Annotated in this window: 26 protein-coding genes; 19 read left to right on the forward strand and 7 right to left on the reverse strand. The window is 68.1% G+C overall.

All coding sequences use genetic code 11. The annotated features are described in order from the left end of the window. Window positions 1-24: 24 nt before the first annotated feature. Window positions 25-525, forward strand: coding sequence for a glutathione peroxidase (locus ASC66_RS10360; RefSeq protein WP_055838830.1), 501 nt, complete (start codon window positions 25-27; stop codon window positions 523-525). A gap of 103 nt (window positions 526-628) precedes the next feature. On the opposite strand, the gene fliW is transcribed toward ASC66_RS10360, so the two are convergent. From fliW to flgN, 4 genes are read right to left on the reverse strand one after another with little or no spacing between them, the layout of a single operon-like run. Then, window positions 629-1,003 (reverse strand): flagellar assembly protein FliW, encoded by a 375-nt coding sequence (fliW, locus tag ASC66_RS10365; protein WP_055838833.1) that lies wholly within the window; start codon window positions 1,001-1,003, stop codon window positions 629-631. Further along, a complete protein-coding gene (gene flgL, locus ASC66_RS10370; protein ID WP_055838836.1) occupies window positions 1,000-1,884 on the reverse strand; it encodes a flagellar hook-associated protein FlgL in 885 nt (294 codons plus the stop codon). The genes fliW and flgL overlap by 4 nt, the downstream gene beginning before the upstream one ends. A 3-nt stretch (window positions 1,885-1,887) precedes the next feature. After that, window positions 1,888-3,303: a flagellar hook-associated protein FlgK gene (flgK, locus tag ASC66_RS10375; RefSeq protein WP_055838839.1), complete on the reverse strand. Its 1,416-nt coding sequence runs from the start codon at window positions 3,301-3,303 to the stop codon at window positions 1,888-1,890. A 10-nt stretch (window positions 3,304-3,313) separates the two neighbouring features. Then, on the reverse strand, window positions 3,314-3,799 hold the full coding sequence (gene flgN, locus ASC66_RS10380; protein WP_055840287.1) for a flagellar export chaperone FlgN: 486 nt from the start codon (window positions 3,797-3,799) through the stop codon (window positions 3,314-3,316). A gap of 306 nt (window positions 3,800-4,105) precedes the next feature. On the opposite strand from flgN, the gene ASC66_RS10385 reads away from it, so the two are divergent. The 17 genes from ASC66_RS10385 to ASC66_RS10465 all read left to right on the forward strand — a co-directional run bounded on the left by ASC66_RS10385 (window position 4,106) and on the right by ASC66_RS10465 (window position 18,291). After that, the gene (locus tag ASC66_RS10385; RefSeq protein WP_055838842.1) at window positions 4,106-4,918 is read left to right on the forward strand and encodes a sigma-70 family RNA polymerase sigma factor; all 813 of its coding nucleotides are present in this window, start codon (window positions 4,106-4,108) and stop codon (window positions 4,916-4,918) included. Window positions 4,919-5,041: 123 nt separating this feature from the next. Further along, window positions 5,042-5,878 carry a flagellin N-terminal helical domain-containing protein gene (locus ASC66_RS10390; RefSeq protein ID WP_055838845.1) on the forward strand — a complete coding sequence of 279 codons (837 nt, stop codon included), beginning with the start codon at window positions 5,042-5,044 and terminating at the stop codon, window positions 5,876-5,878. A 143-nt stretch (window positions 5,879-6,021) separates the two neighbouring features. Then, window positions 6,022-7,398 carry a flagellar filament capping protein FliD gene (gene fliD / locus ASC66_RS10395; protein ID WP_055838848.1) on the forward strand — a complete coding sequence of 459 codons (1,377 nt, stop codon included), beginning with the start codon at window positions 6,022-6,024 and terminating at the stop codon, window positions 7,396-7,398. After that, window positions 7,395-7,925 carry a flagellar export chaperone FliS gene (locus ASC66_RS10400; protein WP_353612522.1) on the forward strand — a complete coding sequence of 177 codons (531 nt, stop codon included), beginning with the start codon at window positions 7,395-7,397 and terminating at the stop codon, window positions 7,923-7,925. Before fliD ends, ASC66_RS10400 begins: the two co-directional genes overlap by 4 nt. Beyond that, the gene (locus ASC66_RS10405) at window positions 7,918-8,277 is read left to right on the forward strand and encodes a hypothetical protein (protein ID WP_157509754.1); all 360 of its coding nucleotides are present in this window, start codon (window positions 7,918-7,920) and stop codon (window positions 8,275-8,277) included. Before ASC66_RS10400 ends, ASC66_RS10405 begins: the two co-directional genes overlap by 8 nt. A 149-nt stretch (window positions 8,278-8,426) precedes the next feature. Continuing rightward, a complete protein-coding gene (locus ASC66_RS10410) occupies window positions 8,427-8,768 on the forward strand; it encodes a flagellar basal body rod protein FlgB (RefSeq protein ID WP_055838854.1) in 342 nt (113 codons plus the stop codon). A 14-nt stretch (window positions 8,769-8,782) separates the two neighbouring features. Beyond that, entirely contained in the window at window positions 8,783-9,172 is a 390-nt protein-coding gene (locus ASC66_RS10415; protein ID WP_055838857.1) for a flagellar basal body rod protein FlgC, read from the forward strand. Beyond that, window positions 9,172-9,498: a flagellar hook-basal body complex protein FliE gene (gene fliE / locus ASC66_RS10420; RefSeq protein ID WP_055838860.1), complete on the forward strand. Its 327-nt coding sequence runs from the start codon at window positions 9,172-9,174 to the stop codon at window positions 9,496-9,498. The genes ASC66_RS10415 and fliE overlap by 1 nt, the downstream gene beginning before the upstream one ends. Continuing rightward, on the forward strand, window positions 9,498-11,084 hold the full coding sequence (gene fliF / locus ASC66_RS10425) for a flagellar basal-body MS-ring/collar protein FliF (RefSeq protein WP_055838863.1): 1,587 nt from the start codon (window positions 9,498-9,500) through the stop codon (window positions 11,082-11,084). Before fliE ends, fliF begins: the two co-directional genes overlap by 1 nt. Continuing rightward, window positions 11,081-12,103, forward strand: coding sequence for a flagellar motor switch protein FliG (gene fliG, locus ASC66_RS10430; protein ID WP_055838866.1), 1,023 nt, complete (start codon window positions 11,081-11,083; stop codon window positions 12,101-12,103). Before fliF ends, fliG begins: the two co-directional genes overlap by 4 nt. Next, window positions 12,087-12,746, forward strand: coding sequence for a FliH/SctL family protein (locus ASC66_RS10435; protein WP_055838869.1), 660 nt, complete (start codon window positions 12,087-12,089; stop codon window positions 12,744-12,746). Before fliG ends, ASC66_RS10435 begins: the two co-directional genes overlap by 17 nt. 2 nt (window positions 12,747-12,748) lie before the next feature. Then, window positions 12,749-14,101, forward strand: coding sequence for a FliI/YscN family ATPase (locus ASC66_RS10440; RefSeq protein WP_055840296.1), 1,353 nt, complete (start codon window positions 12,749-12,751; stop codon window positions 14,099-14,101). Further along, on the forward strand, window positions 14,098-14,547 hold the full coding sequence (locus tag ASC66_RS10445; protein WP_055838874.1) for a flagellar FliJ family protein: 450 nt from the start codon (window positions 14,098-14,100) through the stop codon (window positions 14,545-14,547). Before ASC66_RS10440 ends, ASC66_RS10445 begins: the two co-directional genes overlap by 4 nt. Continuing rightward, complete coding sequence (locus ASC66_RS10450; RefSeq protein ID WP_235496853.1) at window positions 14,544-15,224, forward strand: C40 family peptidase; 681 nt, start codon at window positions 14,544-14,546, stop codon at window positions 15,222-15,224. The genes ASC66_RS10445 and ASC66_RS10450 overlap by 4 nt, the downstream gene beginning before the upstream one ends. Continuing rightward, window positions 15,221-16,612, forward strand: a complete 1,392-nt coding sequence (locus tag ASC66_RS10455; protein ID WP_157509755.1) for a flagellar hook-length control protein FliK — start codon at window positions 15,221-15,223, stop codon at window positions 16,610-16,612. The genes ASC66_RS10450 and ASC66_RS10455 overlap by 4 nt, the downstream gene beginning before the upstream one ends. Before the next feature lie 11 nt (window positions 16,613-16,623). Further along, a complete protein-coding gene (locus tag ASC66_RS10460) occupies window positions 16,624-17,091 on the forward strand; it encodes a flagellar hook assembly protein FlgD (protein ID WP_055838881.1) in 468 nt (155 codons plus the stop codon). Between the two features lie 30 nt (window positions 17,092-17,121). Next, a complete protein-coding gene (locus ASC66_RS10465) occupies window positions 17,122-18,291 on the forward strand; it encodes a flagellar hook protein FlgE (RefSeq protein ID WP_055838884.1) in 1,170 nt (389 codons plus the stop codon). 87 nt (window positions 18,292-18,378) lie between these two features. On the opposite strand, the gene ASC66_RS10470 is transcribed toward ASC66_RS10465, so the two are convergent. Further along, window positions 18,379-19,809 carry a DUF1254 domain-containing protein gene (locus ASC66_RS10470; protein ID WP_082492256.1) on the reverse strand — a complete coding sequence of 477 codons (1,431 nt, stop codon included), beginning with the start codon at window positions 19,807-19,809 and terminating at the stop codon, window positions 18,379-18,381. 177 nt (window positions 19,810-19,986) lie between these two features. Between ASC66_RS10470 and ASC66_RS10475 the strand changes: the two genes are divergently transcribed. After that, complete coding sequence (locus ASC66_RS10475; RefSeq protein ID WP_055840302.1) at window positions 19,987-20,388, forward strand: DUF7144 family membrane protein; 402 nt, start codon at window positions 19,987-19,989, stop codon at window positions 20,386-20,388. Between the two features lie 53 nt (window positions 20,389-20,441). Here ASC66_RS10475 and ASC66_RS18330 read toward each other — a convergent pair whose 3' ends face one another. Both ASC66_RS18330 and ASC66_RS10480 read right to left on the reverse strand, forming a co-directional pair. Continuing rightward, entirely contained in the window at window positions 20,442-20,603 is a 162-nt protein-coding gene (locus ASC66_RS18330; protein WP_200944803.1) for a hypothetical protein, read from the reverse strand. Between the two features lies 1 nt (window position 20,604). Beyond that, window positions 20,605-21,063 (reverse strand): DUF6325 family protein, encoded by a 459-nt coding sequence (locus ASC66_RS10480; RefSeq protein WP_055838887.1) that lies wholly within the window; start codon window positions 21,061-21,063, stop codon window positions 20,605-20,607. Window positions 21,064-21,205 lie beyond the last annotated feature (142 nt).

Raw genomic sequence — 21,205 nt, forward strand, 5'->3', positions numbered from 1 at the left:
CCGAAATCCGCGTACGCTGAACTCGTGAACATTCGAGAGATTCCTCTGACCACCATCGACGGGCACAGCACGACACTGAATGAACTCGGCGACGGCGCCGTGCTCGTCGTGAACGTCGCATCGAAGTGTGGCTTCACACCGCAGTACGCCCAGCTCGAGGCACTGTACGAGAAGTACGGCCAGGACGGGCTCACCGTCGTCGGCTTCCCGTGCAACCAGTTCGCCGGCCAGGAGCCGGGCGACGGCGAAAAGATCCAGGATTTCTGCACGATCAACTACGGCGTGACGTTCCCGCTGTTCGACAAGGTCAAGGTCAACGGCAGGCACATGCACCCGCTGTACGAGGCGCTGCACGATGTCCCGGATGCCGCAGGCAAGTCCGGTCGCATCAAGTGGAACTTCGAGAAGTTCGTGATCGGTGCCGACGGCACCATGACCCGCTTCCGCTCGGCGGTCAAGCCCGATGACCCGGCCGTGATCGCGGCGATCGAGGCCGGTCTGCCCGCGAAGCGCACCGCCAACTAGCTCGCGGGACGTACGCTCGGCCGGAGATTCGGGAGAATCGCCGGCCGAGTTGCCGTCTGGGGCAGCGTGTCGCCTGGATCTCCGGCCGACGGTATGCGGGTCGCTAGGCGCCGAGCGGCGCCTGCAGCGGCCAGTCGCGGTCGTCGAGGATGACCTGGGCGGCGGCGTTCGTGGCGGCGTTCACGACGATCGGCGCGAGCAGGTTCACCGTCGTCCCGGATTCCGCGGGGTTCGCGACCACGTAGACGCGGGCGTCGTCGCCGGAGGCGAGGCCGAGCGACTCGCTCTGCGCCTGGCTGAGGCTTGGCGTGTACTCGGGCAGGTAGATCGCGGCATCCAGTACGAAGACGCGCCGAGAGTCGCCGTCGACGGCCGAGAGCGTGAACAGCCCGACGGTGTCATCGACCGCGGTGAAGCCGAACTCGATGCTGGGCTCGAAGCCGGGCGGCGGGGCGATGAAGCTCAGCGTCGCGCTCATCGCAGGAAGTCCATCAGCGTCGGCTGCAGCACGCGTGCGGTCACGCCGAGTGCCGCCTGGTAGCTGATCTCCTGGGCCTTGAGGTCGAGGATGATGCGGCTGAGCTCGATGTCCTCAACTGAAGCGCGTTGCGCTTCGAGCGATCCGGTCTTGTCCATCACTGTCTCCTCGGCGCGCATGATGAGCGCGTGGCGGCTACCGACCGCCGACTGTTCGGTGCGGAGCGCGTTCATGCGCTTGTCGATGTCGCCGAGGCTGGCGCCGATGTTGGTGCCGCCCCGCAGATCGGCGGCGATCTTCTCGACGAGGGCGAAGACGGAGTCAACGCCCTCTCCGAAGGCCGCGGCGCCGTCGCCGTCGACGCGCACGGTCGTGTCGGCGCCGATGCGGCGTTCGACGGTGCTGCCGGCCGCGCCGGTGAAGCTGAAGTCGGGGTTGAACGCGACGCCATCGCTCGAGTTGCCGGCGAAGACGCTGCGGCCGAGGTACTGCGTGTTGGCCAGGCCGAGCAGCTGCTCCTTGAGGCTGTCGAGCTCAACCGCGATCGCCTCTTTGGCCGTGGGGGAGAGGCTGCCGTCGTTCGCACCCTGCACCGTGAGGTCCCGCACGCGCTTCATGGCGTCGTTGATCTCGGTGAGCGTTGAATCGATCGTGGTGACCCAGCCGAGCCCGTTGTCGATGTTGCGGCTGTACTGGTCGTTCGCCCGCTGCTGGGCACGGATGCGCATCGCATCCGCCGCGCCGCTCGGGTCCTCGGATGCACGCGAGAACGCCTTCCGCGTCGTGGCCTGATCCTGCAGCTTGGCCAGCTGCGCGGCGCTCGACTGCAGATTGCGCTGCGCGGAGAGCATCGAGGTTTGTTGGGTGACTCGGCTGATCATTGCTTACCTTCCCACGAGTCCTGTGCGGTTGATGAGCACGTCGAGCATCTCGTCAACGGCGGTCATCACCCGGGCGGCGCCCTGGTAGGCGTGCTGGTACATGAGCAGGCTCACGTTCTCCTCATCGATGTCGACGGATGAATTCGCGAGCTGCATCCCGACGGCCGAGTTGGTTGCGAGCACGGCCAGATCGGCCTGCCTGTTCTCGGAACGGGTCGTCACGCCGAGCGCGACGACGAAGTTCGCCCAATACGAGTCTGGCGAGCCAGAGCCGTCGCCGATCTGCGAGATCGCGTCGGCGATGCTCCCGTCCAGCCCGCCGTTGCCCGGCTTGGCCGCTGCGATGCCGGCGAGGCCCGTCGGAACGATGGTGAGGCCCTGCGCGAGCGGCTTGCCGGCCGTGAAAGCGAAGAAGTCGTGCCCGGTGGTGCCATCGGCGACGGCTCCGGTGCGGTGCACGGTGTTGACGGCATCCGCAAGCTTCTGGGCGAAAGCGTCGAGCGACTCTGCGCCCGCGGCGATCGGTCCGCCGGATGCCGCAGGCGCCAGCATCGACACGGCACCGCCGAGCTCTCCGCCATCGAGGGCGATCGGCGAGCCCGGCCGGTGTGACCACTCGAGGCTCACGGGGCTTCCTGCGGAGCCGGCCATCGTGTTGGACCCGACGACGTTCACCGAGCGCGCCGTCGTTCCTGTGACCAGGGCGTTGCCGCCGATGTAGACGTCGATCGTGCCGTCGCCCGCATCGCGCACGGTGCCGCCGGCGATGGCCGCGATCGTGGTGGCGAGCAGGCTGCGCTGGTCGAGCAGTTCGTTCACCGATCCGCCGGATGCCGTTGCAGAGCGGATACGGCCGTTCAGATCGGCGAGTTGAGATGCGGCACTGTTGAGCTCGGCCGTCAGATCGCGCACCTCGCCGCGCAGCTGCGACCACTGGTTGTCGAACTCGGTGTAGGTGTTCGAGAGTTGCTTGGCGAGTGCTCCGGCCTGTTGCAACAACACGCCGGCCTGTGCGGGTTCGCCCGGGCTGTTGGCCACGTCCTGCCACGAGGCCCAGAAGTTGTCGAGCTGCGCGGAGATGCCCTTGGCACCCGGCTCGTTCAACACCGACTCCATGCCGGAGAACGCGGTCGCTCGCGCCGCACTGAAGCCGGAGACGCCGGCGGCGGCACGAACCCTGGCGTCGAGGTGCACATCGCCGAGGCGGGCGATTCCATCGATGTTGACGCCACCGCCCGGTCGCACGCCGAGCGAGAACTTGCCGGCCATGGCCGGGCCGCCGATCGCTGAGGTGGTCAGGCGCTGGCGGGTGTACCCCTCCGTGCGCGCGTTGGCGATGTTCTGGCCGGCGACATCGATTCCGGCTTTGGCGGCGGAGAGGCCTCGGTATGCGGTGTTCAGGCCGCTGAATGTGCTCACGTGCGCTGGCTCACAGTTTCTCGTCGAAAAGCAGGGAGGATGACTCCGCATGGTGCGCGGATCCGCTGGCGTCATAGGTGCCGGAGACGGTCTCGACTCCTGCAAGGGTCTCTTGCACGCCGCGGACGGCGGTGCGCAGGAACTGCTCGTTCACGTCACGCACCTCCCGGATCTGTCCGGTCAGCTCGGTCATCGCCGCGAGGTGCGCCGTGAAGATGTCCTGCCACGGCCCGGCCGGTGCTGCGCCGATGATCTCGCGCAGCGATGCGTCTTCCGAGCAGCCCCATTCCGTGGCGAGCTCTGCGACCTCGACGGAACGACCGAGCGCGGCATCCCGAAGTCGGTTCATGACCTGCTCGACCTCGCGGCTCGCGTGGCCTACCCAGCGCGATTTGCCTGCGGTGAGCAGAAGCTGCTCCTCCTCGAGCTTGAAGAGCAATAGCTCCAGTAGCTCGCGTTCGCGCCACAACACTGCGGAGAGCTCGTTGACGCCCACTGGCTCGCCTTTCTGTCGGGTGCTGTCGGGGAGGAATGCGGTGACCGTTCGGGTCACAACACACTCTCGGCAGCCTTCTCAATCATGTTAGTGAGACGGCCTTGAATCGGGCTGAAAGGGCCCCTGCCCCGAACGAGGGTCGGCATTGTGGAGGACACTCGCACTGGGGGAGTCCGGTCGCGCGTGTCGGAGGGGCGCCCCGGATACGGTTGAGAAAACCCGAGGAACTGACCCGCCTACCCGAGTCAATCGTCCAAAAAAGGTGCGTGACCCTGCACGCTGCCACAACTGCAGGAATTGATATTTGTGAATCGTGCGGAACGCAATGAACTCGTTGTCGCCAACCTCCCTCTCGTTGGCTACCTCGTCGCCGACGTCTGTGCCAGGGCAAGCCACCTCTCACGGGACGATCTTGCCTCGGCCGGTGCCTTGGCGCTGGTGAGCTGCGCGGAGAACTTTGATGAGAGCCGCGGCATCCCGTTCGGTGCATATGCGCGAACGCGAATCCTCGGCGCATTCGCCGACGAGATGCGTTCCAGCGATTGGGCGACCCGGTCAGCGCGCAAGCGCATCACCGAGGCCGTCTCGGTCCGAGAAACGCTGACCGCCGGCCTCGGGCGCACCCCCAGCGTCGACGAGCTCGCCGCGGCGATGGGCGTCGACCGCGAGACCGCGACCGCAGCGCTCACGGATGCCGCACGCACCGTGAGCACCATCGACGAGACCACCGCCGAGTACCTCGTCTCGGAGATGACCTCGCCGGAGGAATCGCTGCTCATCGACGAGCGGCAGCGCATCGTCCGCTCCGCCGTCGACGCCCTGCCGGAACGCATGGCCATGATCGTCCGCGCCATCTATTTCGACGACCGTTCCGTCAAGGAGGTCGCCGAAGAGCTCGGCATCACGCACTCGGCCGTCTCGCAGCAGCGTTCTGAGGCGATCCGGTTGATCCGCGACGGACTGGGCGCCCACTACTCCGATGAGCCCAACGCGGCAGCGGTGCCGGACGTGCGCCTGAGCGCGGCGCGTCGCACCGCCTACCTCTCGCGCTTCGAGGACCACCTCGCAGCCGGCACACGCGGCCGGCCGGCCGCCGCATTCATCAGCCAGGTCGGCTGACGCTGCCGCCGCAGAAAAACTTCCCAGACGAATCCCTAACGGATGCCGCCGAGCCGCCGATTGTTGTGAGTACTGGCCCACGGATGGGCCGGTGTACACAACCCACTCACGGAGGAATTCATCATGGGTATGCAGATCAACAACAACATCGCGGCGAACAACTCGTACCGCAACCTGTCCGTCACGCAGAACGACCTGTCGAAGTCGCTGGAGAAGCTCTCCAGCGGTCTGCGTATCAACCGTGCGGCCGACGACGCTGCCGGTCTGGCGATCTCCGAGGGTCTGCGTTCGCAGGTCGGTGGCCTCACGGTCGCCGCTCGCAACGCGCAGGACGGCATCAGCGTCATCCAGACCGCTGAAGGCGCCCTGACCGAGGTGCACTCCATCCTGCAGCGTGTTCGTGACCTCGCCGTTCAGTCGGGTAACGACTCGAACAACGCCGACTCTCGTGCAGCCATCGCCAAGGAGGTCACCGCGCTCGGTGAAGAGCTCACCCGCATCGGTGCGTCGACCAACTTCAACGGCATCAAGCTGCTCGACGGCAGCAACGCGACCCTGACCTTCCAGGTCGGTGCCGGTGGCGTTGCAGCGCAGGACCAGATCGCGATCAACCTGAACAACGTCTCGACGATCGGTGGCGTTGTCACCGGTCTTGCAACTGCTGGCTTCGCCGACAAGGCCGCTGCTCTGACGACGATCGTCGCGCTCGACGCGCAGATCACGGCCGTATCGACCGCTCGTGCCGACCTCGGTGCGCAGCAGAACCGCTTCGAGTCGACCATCAAGAGCCTCAACGTGTCGAAGGAGAACCTCTCGGCTGCCGAGTCGCGCATCCGCGACACCGACATGGCTTCCGAGATGGTCAAGTACACCCGCTCGAACGTGCTCTCGCAGGCCGGTACCGCCATGCTCGCGCAGGCGAACCAGTCCAACCAGGGCGTTCTGCAGCTCCTCCGCTAGCCGGCCGCGGCCACAAGCCGCGCCGATTGGCAACAGAGCAACATGACGATGGCCGGTGCCGGGCGCGACAATCCTGTCGTGATCCCGTCACCGGCCCTCGTGCACTCCGTACACGAAGACGATCGAAACACAGGGCAGCACTCATGGGAATCTCGCTTGACGGCCTGGTCAGTGGCCTCGACACCGCGAAGTTGATCGCATCGCTGATGGCGGTCGAGGCAATTCCGCAGAACATTCTGCAGGGCAAGTACACCTCGACGCAGAACTACCTGAAGACGCTGCAGACCCTGAACTCCTCGGTGGCGGCGCTGGCCGAACTCGGCAAGAACGGCATGAAGCCAGACGCGCTCGCCCTCTTCAGCGCCATCAGCTCCGACAAATCGGCCACCGTCACCGTCGGCAAGGGTGCCGGCGCGACGCAGCTCGACATCACCGTCGACACCCTCGCCCAGTCCCAACAGCAGGTGACAGCACCCATGACGGCGTGGCCGAGCGACCCGCCGGTGCTCACCGTCAAGGCCGCCGATGGCACCCTGAAAGAAATCACCGCAGACTCTAGTTCCATCAGCGACGTCGTGCGGGCGATCAACGCCGCGGATGCCGGCGTGCAGGCGACCCGTGTCGCGGCCGGTGTCGACCCCGGCACCGGCGACACCCTGTACCGCCTGCAGCTCACTGCGACAGAGACAGGTGCGGCCGGCGCGTTCACGATGTACGAGGGCAGCGTGGCCCAGGTCACGGCGGGCACCGCCCCGCAGTTGAGCGCCACAACCATCCGTACTGCGACAGACGCCGAAGTCACCCTCTGGAAGGGGACGCCCGCCGAGCAGAAGATCACCTCCAGCAGCAACACCTTCGCCGATCTGGTTCCCGGGGTCTCGGTGACGGTCAGTGCGACAAGCGCAACGCCGATCACCATCACCGTCGCCCGCGACGATGCGGCCATCGGCAAGGTCGCCGAAACGCTGATCGGCAAACTCAACGAGGTCTTCGAATTCATTGACTCCAAGCGCGCGCTCACGACCACGACCGGTGCCGATGGCAAACCGGTCGTGTCAGGCGGCGTCTTCAGCTCCGACAGCACCGTGCGCGAGGTCGAGCAGAGGCTGCTCGACGCGGCATCCGCCCCGATCGACGGCCGCTCGCCGTCGGAGTTCGGCATCAGCATCACTAAAGAAGGGCGGATGACGTTCGACGCGGAGAAGTTCGCCAAGTCGCTCGCCGAGGATCCCGGAGCAACGCAGAAGGCCCTCACAACCATCACGACCAGGCTTGAAGAGGCGGCTCGGCTCGCCTCGGACAAGTACGACGGCGTGATCACGTCGAAGATCACCGGGCAGACCTCGCTGTCAAAGGACATCACCGAACAGATCGCCAACTGGGATCGCCGACTCGCCTCCCGCGAGGAGACGCTCAAGCGCACGTACTCCGCGCTCGAGGTGCAGCTGAGCAAGCTGAACGCGCAGTCCTCGTGGATCGGATCGCAGTTGTCCGGCCTGAACGCAGGGAACTCGCAGTGAAACTGATCGGCATCACCCCAGACGCCACAGACACCCCAGGCACCGCGGCAAGCGCAGAGGTGCAGCCTGCGGCGGCGCCCGTCGCGTTCGCGCCCCAGCGCCCGACCGTGCCGGCCGCCGTCGATCGTGCCGCCCAACTCAACCGCGACGCCGTGCTCTCTGCGACCCCCGTGCGCCTGCTGACGATGCTCTACGACCGCCTGCTCCTCGACCTCGGCCGTGCAGAGCAGGCGCAGCTCGCCGAGAACTGGCCGGCCGCGAGCGATCAGCTTCAGCACGCGCAGGCGATCCTTACCGAGCTCAGCGGATCTCTCCGGCTCGACGTGTGGGACGGAGCAGACGGACTCCTCGCTCTCTACACCTACGTGACGAACGCCCTCGTGCTTGCCAACATCCACCGCGACATCGCCCGCACGCGAGAGGCCATCACCCTGCTTGAGCCGCTGCGAGCCGCCTGGCATGACGCCGCGGCGATCCTGCCGGCACAGCAGTCCGCGCCGAGCACGGGAGCGTTGGGCATTGCCTGATCAACAGAGCAACCCGGCAGAAATGCCCCCGCGCCAGGCCAGCGAGGCAGAACGGCTCTGGCTCGGAGTGCTCACCGAGCTGGAGAGCGCACTCACCCTCGGGGTGAACTCGGCTGAGGACGCAGCGGGCGACGCTTATGCCGGAAGCGGCATGTGGCACGCTCCCTCGCAGCTCCCCGCACTGCCCGATTCCCTGCGCGAGCGCGCGAACGCGCTGCACGAGCGCCAGCTCGAACGCGAGCGCGAACTGCGCAGCGAACGCACCCAGGTGGGCAGGCACCTCGAGGCGCTGCGCGTAGTCCCGCGGCCACGGTCGGCTGCGGCATCCGTGTACCTCGACGTCTCCGGCTAGAGCCGACAGGGCCGCGCGCACGAAAACTGCGCGCACGCACTAACGGATCGCAGGCATCGGCCGAGAGTGGGTAGTGAGCACGGATCGCTCACCTTCTTCGGCCACGGATCGGCCACCTGTCAGCAGCTTTCGCCGTCGTAAGGACGAATGTGTTCGATTCCGTGAGCCTCTCGGCACTCTCCAGTGCTCTGGACGGCCTGGCCATGCGCCAGCGCTCCATCGCCGACAACATCGCCAACGTGAACACACCCGGCTACCACGCCAAGCGGGTCGCGTTCGAGGGAGCGCTTGCCGCATCGATCGCGGGCGGCGACGGGCACACGGATGCGACGGTGGAGCGTTCGCTCGAACCGACGCGTCTGAACGGCAACAACGTCAACCTCGACACCGAGACGCTCTCCAACGTCGACACGGTGCTGCGCTTCCAGTTCGCCTCGCGCGCCATCGAGGGCCAGTTCACGAGCGTTCGCAGCGCCATGAGAAGCAATTGACGAGGGAATGACCCATGACTTTTGACGCAATCGGAATCGCCGGATCGGCGATGACCGTTCACCGCAAGTGGCTCGACGCCATCTCGGACAACATCGCCAACATCAACACCGTGACCTCGAGCGACGGAGCAGCGTTCCAGGAACGCTTCATCCTCGCCCAGGCGGGCGAAGACGGCGGAGTCTTCGTCGCCGGCACGGTGCAGGGTGATGCAGAGGGCCGGATGGTCCACGAGCCGGAACACCCCCTCGCAGACGCCGATGGCTACGTGCGGTACCCCGACATCGATCTGGGAGCCCAGATGAGCAGCCTGATCATGGCGCAGCGCGGCTACCAGGCCAATGCCGCCGTCGTCGACCGGGCCAAGGAAAGCTACCAGGCCGCACTCCAGATCGGTCGTGGCTGATGCCGATCGGAGCGATCGACGCCATTTCCGCGGGTGCAGGCGCCGTGCAGGGCGTTCGCCCGAGCGGCTACATCGACGGCGCAGCCGCACCGGCGGGCACAGGGGGAGCCGGGTTCGCCTCGGCCCTCAGCGGCGCGGTCGAGAACATGCAGCAGCTGCAGTCGACATCGAACGAGCTCGCCCTGCGCGCCGTCACGGGTGACCTCACCGACATCCACGCCGCGACGATCGCGTCGACGAAGGCGCAGGTCACGGTCGAGCTCGTCGCCGCCATCCGCAACAAGGGCGTCGATGCGTTCAACGAGATCATGAGGATGCAGGCCTGATGCCGCGCCAGGTCACCTCCTTCTTCCAACGCTTCACGGCGGGCGTCCGCGAGTTCACCGTCGCGCAGCGCACCCTCGCGCTGCTCGCCGTCGCCGTTCTCGTGCTCGGCGTCGCCGGACTCGGCATCTGGCTCAGCCGGCCCTCGTATGCGCCACTGTTCACCGGGCTGCAGGCGGCGGACGCGAACTCGATCGTCGAGCAGCTCCAGGCCGACGGCGTTCCCTATGAGCTCAGCGACGGCGGCGGCACCATCATGGTCCCGCAGGCCGATGTCTACAACGAGCGCCTCAAGGCGGCGGCCGCCGGCCTGCCCAGTTCGAGCAGCGGCGGCTACTCGCTGCTCGACGACATGGGTGTCACCACCTCCGAGTTCCAGCAGTCGGTCACGTACAAGCGGGCGCTCGAGGGTGAGCTCGCCGCGACGATCTCGGCCCTCAGCGGTGTGAAGACGGCATCCGTGCGTCTCGCCATTCCGCAGGAGACCGTCTTCGCCGACGAGAAGGCCGCCCCGACCGCGTCGGTCTTCATCGAGACCGCCAGGGGCGAGTCGCTCGATTCCGAGCAGGTGCAGGCAATCGTCCACCTGACCTCGGCCTCGATCGAGGGCATGAAGGCAACGGATGTCGCTGTCATCGACTCCTCAGGCACCGTGCTCTCCGCCGTGGGCGGCAGCCCGACGGGTGGAGCGGGCAAGCAGGCCAACGACTACGAGACCCGGGTGCGCACCGCGGTGCAGGCGATGCTCGACACCGTGGTGGGCGTCGGCAATGCGACCGTCGTCGTCGCGGCCGATGTCAGCAGCGAATCGGCCGAACGCACGGCCGAGACCTTTGTCGCCCCCGAGACGGTCACCCCGTTGAACGAGTCGCGCGAAACCGAGAGCTACACCGGGACCGGGGGAGCAGGAGCCGGAGTGCTGGGACCGGACAACATCGCCGTCCCCGGCGGTGCGGAGGGCAACGGCACGTTCAACTCGGAATCGGTGACGAGTAACAACGCCATCGACAAGGTCACGGAGACCCGCACGATCCCGGCCGGAACCCTGGCCAGGCAGTCGGTCTCCGTCGCCGTCAACGACGCCATTCCCGGCGACGTGAACATGGGCAATCTGCGCGCACTCGTGTCGGCGGCAGCCGGCATCGACGTCGACCGCGGCGATACCGTCACCGTCGAGTACATGAGCTTCGACAGCAGCAGCGCCACAGCGGCCGAGACGGCGCTGGCCGATGCCAAGGCGGCAGCGGCATCCGAGCAACTGACCGAGATCGTGCGGATGGGCATCATCGCCCTGGCCGTGTTGATCGCGCTGGTGTTCATCACCGTCATGATCAGCCGTTCCCGCCGGGCCAGCCGTGAAGCCGTCGACGAGGAGGAACTCCTCGCCGCCCGCGCCGCGCTGGAGGCCGCGCAGGAGCAGCTCGTGCTGCCCGCTCCGACCGTGCCGCTGCAACTCGAGACCGAGGTCCTGCCGATCGCGCCCGATTCCGACCGCACGCGTTCGGAGATCGAGATGCTCGCAGCGCGTGACCCGCAGAAGACCGCCGAGTACCTCCGGGCACTCATGGATGACAGGCAGCCGGTATGAACGGGGTCAAGGCCACCGCACTGAGCGGGACGCAGAAGGCCGCCGTCGTGCTCATGAACATGGACCCGCTGCGTGCAGCGGAGGTCATGAAGCAATTCGACGAGCACGAGGCGGAGGAGATCACCGCCGAGATCGTGCGGCTGCGCCGCGTCGACGCCACGGTCGCCGAAGAGACGCTGGCCGAGTTCCACGCGATGGCCACCCGCGGCACCCGGCAGACCCGGGGCGGCAAGGACTTCGCGGTCGGCCTTCTCGAAGCCTCCTTCGGCGCCGAGAAGGCGGCCGGCGTGATGAGCCGGGTCGCCTCATCGATGGCCGGGCGCGCATTCGAGTTCCTGGATGCCGCGGAACCCGGTCAGCTGCAGAGCCTGCTCGCCGCCGAGCTGCCGCAAACCGCTGCGCTCGTGCTCGCGCACCTGCGGCCGGAGCAGGCCTCCGCCGTTCTCGCCGGCTTCGAGGAGACCGTGCGCACCGACGTCGCCCACTGCATCGCCACAATGGGCAGCGCAACGCCGGAGGCCGTGCGGATCCTCGCAGACACGCTCAAGCTGCGCGCGGGCGCCGTCGTGACCAGCAGGGACAGCTTCGAGGTCGTCGGTGGTGTGCAGCCGCTCGTCGAGATCATCAACAGGGCCGACCTCGCCACGGAGCGTGCAGTGCTCGAAGGCCTCGATCTGCGCGACCCCGTGCTGGCCGACGAGGTGCGTTCACGCATGCTCACCTTCGCCGACATCGTGCGCCTCGAGCGTCGCGACGTGCAGCAGGTGCTGCGCGGCATCGACGTGCGCGTTCTCGCGATCGCCATGAAGGGCGCGACCGAACCCGTCGCCGAGATGATCCGCGGCAACATGTCCGAGCGCAACCGCGAGCTGCTGGACGACGAGATCGGAGCAACCGGCCCGCTGCGCCTCTCGCAGGTGGAGGAGGCCCGCGCCGAGGTGGTGCGTGCCATCCGCAACCTGGAGGCCGACGGCCAGATCACCGTTGCGCGTGGAGACGAAGATGCCTTCGTCGACTGATGCCCTCTTCGAGACGCTCGCCTTTCCGAGCGTCGACGGTGCCGGCACCAGCGGCGTGCGCGATCAAGAGAGCCTGCACCGAGCCGTCGAACAGGCAACGGTCCGTGGCCACGCGGCCGGCTACGCCGCGGGGCTGCGCGAGGCGGGCGTGATCGCCGCCGAACGCCTCGCCACACTCGAGGCGGAACACGCAGAGCAGGCCAGGCGGGCAGCCGTCAGGGTCGATGCCGCGTGCGCGACCCTCGCCCTGGCCGCGGCCGCCGTGCAGCGCACGGTCATCCCCGTGCTCGAGCAGAGCGATGACGCGGTGCTCGCCGCCGCACTCGACATCGCTGAGGCCGTCATCGGATCCGAGCTCAGCGACGCGGGTGCCGGAGCCTCCGCAGCGCTCCGCCGCGTGCTCGGCACCCTCGGTTCCGACGCCGATCTCCCCGGCCTGATTCTGCGCCTGCACCCCGATGACGCGGAGCTGCTCCGGATCACGGGCCAGCTCCCGTCATCGCTCAACGTGCAGTCAGACCCCGCCCTCGGCAGGGGAGACGCCGTCGCCCAACTGCCGGACGGCCTCGTCGACGCGCGCATCGGTACCGCCGTGCTGCGCGCACGCCGGGCACTCGGCACTCTCGATGGGCAGGCCCAGTGAGCATCGCAGTGTCGGCGAGCCGGGTCGAGCGCCTACGTGATGCAGCGATCGCCGCCCGCCCGGAGCGCACCGGCATGGTGTCCTCCATCGTCGGCCTCGGCGTCGAGGTCGTCGGACTCGACTGCGCCATCGGCGACCTCGTGCGCCTCGGCCACGACGACTTCCGGCACGACGGCACCGACGGTGCGCCGATCGAGGCCGAGGTCGTCGCGTCGACGCGCAGCGGCATCCGCTGCATGCCGCTCGGGCGCATGGCTGGGATCAGCGTGGGAACGCCGGTGCGTTCGCGCAACGAACCGGTGCGTGTTCCGACCGGAACTGGCCTGTTCGGCCGCGTGCTCGACGGCCTCGGCCGCCCCATCGACGGCAAGGGCCCGCTGGATGCCGACGGATACGTGTCGCTGCAGAACGAGGCGCCGTCTGCCATGCACCGGGCGCGCATCGACACACCGCTGCAGCTCGGCGTGCGTGCCCTCGACACGCTCACCACGGTCGGCAAGGGCCAGCGGATGGGGCTCTTCGCGGGCTCCGGCGTCGGCAAGTCGTCACTGCTCAGCATGATCGCCCGCGGAACCGACGCCCAGATCAGCGTCATCGCCCTGATCGGCGAGCGCGGCCGGGAGGTGCGCGAGTTCCTCGAAGACGACCTCGGAGCCGAGGGCCTGGCCCGTTCCATCGTGGTCGTGTCAACCTCCGATGAGCCGGCGCTGATGCGCCTGCGCGCCGCATTCGTCGCGACCCGCATCGCCGAATCCTTCCGGGACCGCGGCAACGACGTGATGCTCATGATGGATTCCCTGACCCGCGTCGCCATGGCGCAGCGCGAGATCGGGCTCTCGGTGGGGGAGCCCCCGGCAACGCGCGGCTACCCGCCGTCGACCTTCTCCGTACTCGCCCAGCTGCTCGAACGCGCCGGAACGGCCGAACGAGGCTCGGTCACCGGCATGTACACCGTTCTCGTCGACGGCGACGACCACAACGAGCCGATCGCCGACTCGGCGCGTTCCATCCTCGATGGCCACGTCGTGCTCGATCGCAAGCTCGCCGTCGTCGGACACTTCCCGTCGATCGATGCGCTCAGCTCGATCTCCCGCGTGGCGAGCAAGGTCACGCCGCCGGAACGCAGCGAGCAGGCAGCCGTGCTGCGCCGCGCACTCTCGGCCCGCCGCTCGGCGCAGGATCTGCTCGACGTCGGCGCCTACCGCCGCGGCACGAACCCCCTCGTCGACGCCGCTGTCGATCACGAGGGCGAGATCAACGCCTTCCTGCAACAACGTATGACCGATCAATCAACCGCGGATGACGCCTGGGCCGAACTGGCCCGGTTGAGCAGACTGTTGGGAGCACGAGAATGACACGGAATTTCGCACTGGGTGGCCTGCTCCGCCTGCGCCGCTTGGAGCAGGACGAGGCCGCAGGCGGCCTCGCCGCCGCCAACGCGGGAACGCGCGAGAGCGCGGCGCGTGAGGCAGCGGCCCGCAGCCTGCTCAGCGAGACCACGGCGACACCGGGCTCGCTCGGTGCGATGCACGGGATCGCGGCCGCGCGGGCCTCGTCTCGGAGCATGGTCGCAGAGCTCTCCGCGGTGACGGCCGAGCGTCGGCGCCGCGCAGAGGAAGCACAGGAGGAGTATTCCGCCGCCCGCAAGAACACCCTCAGCCTCGAGAAGTTGGCGTTCCGCCACTCCGAGACGGAGGCGCAGCTCGAATTGCAGGCCGAGCAGATCGTGCTCGACGAGCTGGCGGGAACCGCATGGCAGCGCGCGGCCACCCAGCACGGGGCGGAGGAGCACGCCCGATGACCGCGATGATCGAGATGATGGGCCGCGTACAGAGCATCCAGGAGGCCATCGACCAGCTGAACGGAGTCGCGTCGTCCCGCGCGGTCGCCAAGACCGATGCCGGCTCGGCGAGTTCCGCGACCGACTTCTCGAAGCTGCTCGGCAAGGCGCTCGGCACCGCAGACGCCGGCGCGGTGCAGGGCACCGGCACGCCGACAGCCGGGGTCACCGGCCAAGCGGTCACGGATGCCGCCATGAAATACCTCGGCGTTCCCTACGTGTTCGGCGGTGAGGATGCCAGCGGAATGGACTGCTCCGGGCTCGTGCAGCGCGTCTACGCCGACCTCGGCATCGAGGTGCCACGGCTCGTCTCCGGCCAGATGACGGCCGGCACCGAGGTCGACTCCCTCGCGGAGGCCCAGCCGGGCGACCTGATCGTCACGGACAACGCCGAGCACATTGTGATCTACGCGGGAGACAACAAGGTGATCCATGCGCCATACGAAGGCCGAACGGTGAGTCACGTCGAGCGCTGGTTCGACGAGTCCGACATCGTCACGATCCGTCGCATCGTGCCGCCCAACACCGCAGGCACCGCCGCCGTCGGCGCGAGCGCGATTCCGCAGGCCGACCAGGCGGCGCTGAACGAGGCCATGCTCGCCCTCGGCCGCTCCGCGATGTTCGGCGGTGCCCAGTGAGCCTCCCGGTGGCGGTGCTGAGCGCGCCGGCACGCTCCGCGACGACGTCGGCCGGCTCCGCATCCGCCGATCGCGGTGCCGGCTTCGGCGCGGCGCTGGCCGCGGCCGGGTCCGAATCCGCGGCAACGGACACCGCCACCGGGATGGGGCAGGTGGACGTCGGCATTCCATCGTCCGATTCCGGCAGCGATGGCAGCGGCGCGGAGCCGCAGACCGAGGGAACCGGCGTGACGACGCCGTCGCCCGCCGACGCTCAGCGGCCGGCATCCGTCACACCCGGGTGGGCCGCATTCTCCGGATTCGCGTGGAACGCGAACGGTGCGGGCGAGCTCGCGGCACCGGGCACCGCCTCGGCACCCTCAGCACCCACCGCAGCGATCACAGCCGACGGCGCCCACTCGGCGACTCTCGTCACGGCACAGGATGCCGCGCTCCCCGGCCCGGCCACAGCAGCCACTGCGGCGGTGGTGTCGGCATTCGCCGCCGCCGCCCCCGTCACCACCACCGTCACCGCCGCCCGCGGCCGCGGCGATGCCGCCCCGCTTCAGGCCCCGCCCGTCGCCTCGGCGCCGGCGGCGGACGGCGCGCAGCCCTCGCCGGCACCGCTCGGACTGCCGCTCGGGGCAGCGCAGCCGACTCCGGCCGCTCCAACTCCGGCCGCACCGACAACGGCCGCACCGGTCACCGCCGGCACGCGGACGATGCCGACCACGGCATCAACCCCTGTCGCACTCGCGACGACGGCGGACGAGCCCGCCCAGGCCGACACCGCGCGTCCGAACGCGCTGCCGACCGCCGCGGTCGCGACCCCGGCCGGTGCCCAGACAGCTCAGGGTGCCTCGCCGGTCGCCGCATCGCAGGCTCCGGCCCGCCCGGCGGCCGCGTCGCAGCGGCCACCGCTCGCCGGCCAGCTGGCTCGGCCGCTGCTGACCCTGGCCCACGCGGGTGATGGCAGTCACAGCATGACCATCACGGTTGCCCCCGACCGGCTCGGTCCGGTCACCGTGCAGGCGGTGGTGACGGGCGACCAGCTGCGGGTCGAACTGTTCGCTCCGAACGATGTCGCCCGTGACGCCGTTCGCGGTGTGCTCGGCGAGCTGCGCCGCGACCTCGCCGCAACCGGGATTCACGCGACGCTCGGCCTCTCGGCAGACGACGCGCCGACCAAGCAGGGCCAGGGCCAGGGCCAGAACCAGAGCGGCCAGAACGCCGCGCTGGGGCAGCCGGGCGGCCACGGCGGGCGCGAACCGCGCCCCGGCGAGCAACCACCGGCCGGCCAATCCGGCACGCAGCCCGACACCCAAGCGGGCGGCGATTCCACGCAGCCCGCCGAGCCGACGCAGCTCGGCGCGGCATCCGCCCACCCGCACATCGACCTGATCGCATAGAAGAGGACCCCGTGCCGATTGACCCCGTCACCACCGTGAACACCGGCGGCATCTATGCCACCGATCCTGTTCGCAAGCCCAAGCAGGACATGGACGGCGACGTCTTCATGTCGCTGCTGATCACGCAGCTGCAGAACCAGGATCCGAGCTCGCCGATGGACACCTCGCAGATGATCCAGCAGACGACGCAGCTGGCGATGATGGAGAAGATGAACGAGCTTGCCGTCACGAGCGGCGAGAACTTCTCGCTGCAGATGCGAGTGGCCGCCGCGTCGCTCGTCGGCCAGCAGGTGACGTATGTGAACGCGGCGGGGGAGACCATCACCGGCATCGCCGACTCCGTCTCCTATGCGGGAGCGGTTCCCACCATCTCCATCGGCGGCAAGAACATCCCGCTCGACGTGATCGCCAGTGTCACCGCCCCTCCGGCACCCGACACTCCCAAGCCCGAAACCCCCGGCGCAGCCGCCGCCGTCTGATCGCCGACCCCTCCACCGAAAGGCTCACCAATGCTCCGCTCGCTCTACTCCGGAATCTCCGGTCTCCGTTCGCACCAGACCATGCTCGACGTCACGGGCAACAACATCGCCAACGTCAACACGACCGCGTTCAAGGGATCTGCCGTGCAGTTCCAGGACACGCTCTCCCAGCTCACCCAGGGCGCCGGCGGCCCGCAGGCGCAGACCGGTGGAACCAACCCGGCCCAGGTCGGCCTCGGCGTGCAGGTCGCCGGCATCTCGACCAACTTCACGCAGGGATCGGCGCAGGCCACGGGGCGTGCAACCGACATGATGATCGCCGGTGACGGCTTCTTCGTCACAAGCATCGGCGGCGAGACCCGCTACACCCGGGCGGGCGCATTCGACCTCGACGCCGACGGCCGCCTCACCGCGCCCGACGGCTCCCTCGTGCAGGGTTGGAACGCCGTCAACGGCCAGATTCCGACCGGTGGCGGCATCGGCAACATCCAGCTCCCGCTCAAGGGCGTGTCGCCGGCATCCGCAACGACCGCGGCAACCGTCGGGGGCAACCTGCCATCGGATGCCGCCAACGGCACCGTTCTCGTGCGCGACGTCCCGGTCTACGGAGCGGACGGCAAGCCGGGCACGCTGACCCTCACCTTCACCAAGGCGGGCAATGACTGGACCGTCTCCGGCACCGACGGCGCCACCACGCAGACGGGGACACTCACCTTCACGAACGGCGTGCAGACCGCCGGCACGCTTCCCGCCATCGGCGGCATCACCGTCGACCTCTCCGGCGTCTCGGGCTTCGCCACGCTCAGCACCGTCGCGATCGAAGGCCAGAACGGTCGCCAGGCCGGAACCCTCGAGTCCTTCACACTCTCCAAGGACGGAACGCTCATCGGCCTATTCAGCAACGGCCAGAAGCAGCCGATCGCCCGTGTGGCGCTGGCCACCTTCGCCAACCCCGGCGGTCTCGAGAAGACCGGCTCCTCCGGCTACCGCGCCACCGTCAACTCGGGCGGCGCGACGTACGGCGTACCGGGCGGCGACGGCCTCGGCGTGCTGGCCGGCGGCCAGCTCGAGATGTCGAACGTCGACCTCTCGCAGGAGTTCACGAACCTGATCGTCGCCCAGCGCGGCTTCCAGGCGAACGCCCGCATCATCACCACCTCCGACGAGGTGCTGCAGGAACTCACCAACCTCAAGCGCTAACGCCGCGGGAGGCCAACGTGCCGACGGGAGGCCAGAATCGGTGATTCTGGCCTCCCGCCCTGCTTAATACCTCCGCGCTCCGGCGCTCTACTCGACGGGCTCGAACTCGTTCAGGCGCCAGCTCTGGTCGAACCACGGCTCAAGCGGCCCATAGGCCCGGAACAACGGGAACCACGACTTGCCCGGTACCGTCTCGATCCAGTTCGATTCCTTGCCCACCGGTGCGCTCGGACCGAAGTAGAGATCGTACGAGCCATCGGCATTCGCCTGCAGGGTTCCCGTGTTGCTGGCAAGAGCCGGGTACGGCGTGGAGGGGATGACGAGCAGCGAACGGGTCTGGGTGTCGTAGATGTCGATCGCCCAGAAGTTCTTCGCGGGCGCATCGGCGTCCATGCGCAGCCGGTAGCTGCGGCCGCCGTCGAGGAGATCTCCATTCGCATCGTGCACCGTGTAGGCGTAGGCGGATCCAGCACCGACCTGGGCGTGGGCCATCGCCGGGGTGATCACGGTGGCGAGGTAGTGGAACTGCGTGCGGGCGTCGAGCAGACGTGCACCCTCCCTGAGGAACTCGTAGCTGCCGCCGACGAAACCATTGCGCCATGAGCCGTAGAGCACGGCATCGGGGTCGCGCGGCTGATAGGCGATCACCCTCGCGAGACCGGCCGCGATCGGGGCAGCCTTCTCGAGGATCGCCCTGAGCCTGGCATCCGGCGCGAACGGCGCACCATGGGCGATGCCGATGGAGGCGAGTTGCCCGGCCCGCTCAGCATCGAGGGCCTCGATGGGCTCCTCCTGCACGAGCTGCGCGACCTCCTCATAGAAGCTGAAGTCGTTGGCGTGGATCGTGTTGAAGCTCAGCGCTGCCAGATTGATGAACTCGTTCGGTTCCGGATTCTCAGCCTCGGTGAGCGGGTAGATCCGGGTCCGTTTGATCGCCGGGACTCCACCGAGTGCGCGGAACACGGCGAAGTTCGTGAATGTCGGCGTTCGGTAGACGTGATACCCCTCTGGCACCTCACCCTCGTAGCCCGGCGGCAGGTACAGGTACTTGCCGCCTTCCCCACGGTCGGGCCCGGCGATGCCCATGTCGGCGACGTAGCGGAACCAGAAGTCGTCGACGACGCAGAGGGACTGTTCGGGGACCTCGACCACGGTCGGACCCCACGCCTTCAGGTCCAGCATCGTGACGCCGTAGGTGGTCTCAGTGTTCGGCGTGAGGAACAGTGCGCCCGAGTTGGCGCGCGGGTCGGTGAATCCGATCTGCCGCGGTGATGTCAGCCCGACCGAGCGGAGGCCATTGCGGAACGCCACGAGCGAAGCACCGGGCACGGCGTTCAAGAACACCTCGATGCCACGCATCAGGTCCAGCGCGTCGTAGCCGACCTCAACCGACTCCGGCAGCGGCACGCCGTCGAAGAAGGTGAGGTCACCGAACGGCGAAGTCACCGTGTCCGGTGTGCTGAGTGACGCGATTTCCCCCTCGAGTGCGCTGACACCTGCAAGATCCTGAAATGACATGCTGACTCCCCATTGACGACGTCGTTTGCACTCACTCTGGCAGCGAGCCGTCTGGAGTCGCAAGAGCTGCCCCGGGATGCCGCGGAGATCATGCCATCGGCATGATGCGCCCACTGCGGCCGCTCAGGAGTCTGGGCTCGCGGCCGAATGCCGCCGAAGGGGAAAGGTGAGAACAACATGAGTACAGTCAACGAACCAACGGGCTGGGTCGGCTGGATCGGCTTCGCCGGCATTATCCTGATCCTGAACGGCGTCTTCAGCGCGGTGCAGGGCTTCATGGCACTGCTCGGCTCGAACACGTATTACCTCGTCAGCAGTGGAACCCTGTTCCTCTTCGACATCACCGGCTGGGGATGGTGGAACATCATCATCGGCGCGCTGCTCGTTCTCACCGGAATCGCGCTGTTCGGCGGAGCCACCTGGGCGCGGATCATCGCCGTCATCCTGGCCGCTCTGAGCGCTGTGGGGCAGATGTTGCTCCTCCCCGCACAGCCGTGGTGGGCGCTCATCGTCATCGCGATCGACATTCTCGTGATCTACGCCGTCACCGCTCACGGGCGAGAAGTCAAGGCCGCCTGACACGCAACGGCCCCCTGTGCATCGTTCGGATGCGCAGGGGGCCGTTCGTTGCCTCAGATGCGGCGGCGGCGGCCCGGTGTCACGGCCGCGCCAACCACGGCGGCCTTCGCGACCGGCGCCGGCCCTGGTCGAACCGCCGCGGTCACGACGGCAGCCTTGGCTACGGGTGCTCCGATGACGCCAACGCGCCCGATACGAGCTGGTCTCAGTGGCATGTCATTCTCCTGACTTCTCGGCAGCCGCATCGGCCTCGATGGAGGCGATGATCGACTGGATGGGGATTCGTCCGTCGGCGATCAGCTGACCGCCGGCGCGCCTGGCTGCCGCCGCGAACGGAGCGGCCCACAGGTTTTCATACACGAGCACTCCGGCGACGCTGCCCGGATCCATGGCAGCGGCGAGGTGAGCGACGTCTTCGGCGGCGAGAAGCTCGGCAAGATCGGCCTCGATGCGCAGCAGATCACCCAGGTCCCCGGCATCGGAGAGCTCCATCGCGTCGATTGCGCCCTCGTCGTCCTTGGTCAGGATGAGGATGTCGATGACGCGGATGGTGCCGGCATCGACGAGGTTCACCAGTTCAGCGACAATTTCGCCGCTGAAGTTCGCCTCGCCCTTCGGGAACTCAACCACGAGGTAATCGACGGGGCCGAGCGCCTCGAGTTCGTACTCAGTCATAGTGCGGTGTCCTTTCGTCCGAACGCACGCTCCTCCTCGTCGCACGGTGGCGCATCACCCGAACAGGATGATCGGGCGGCTGCCGAGCGGCCCCGATCCGCACCCGGCTTACCGCGCGCCCATCACTGCCGATAGTGCAGCG

Source organism: Leifsonia sp. Root4, from assembly GCF_001425085.1.
Classification (GTDB): domain Bacteria; phylum Actinomycetota; class Actinomycetes; order Actinomycetales; family Microbacteriaceae; genus Microterricola.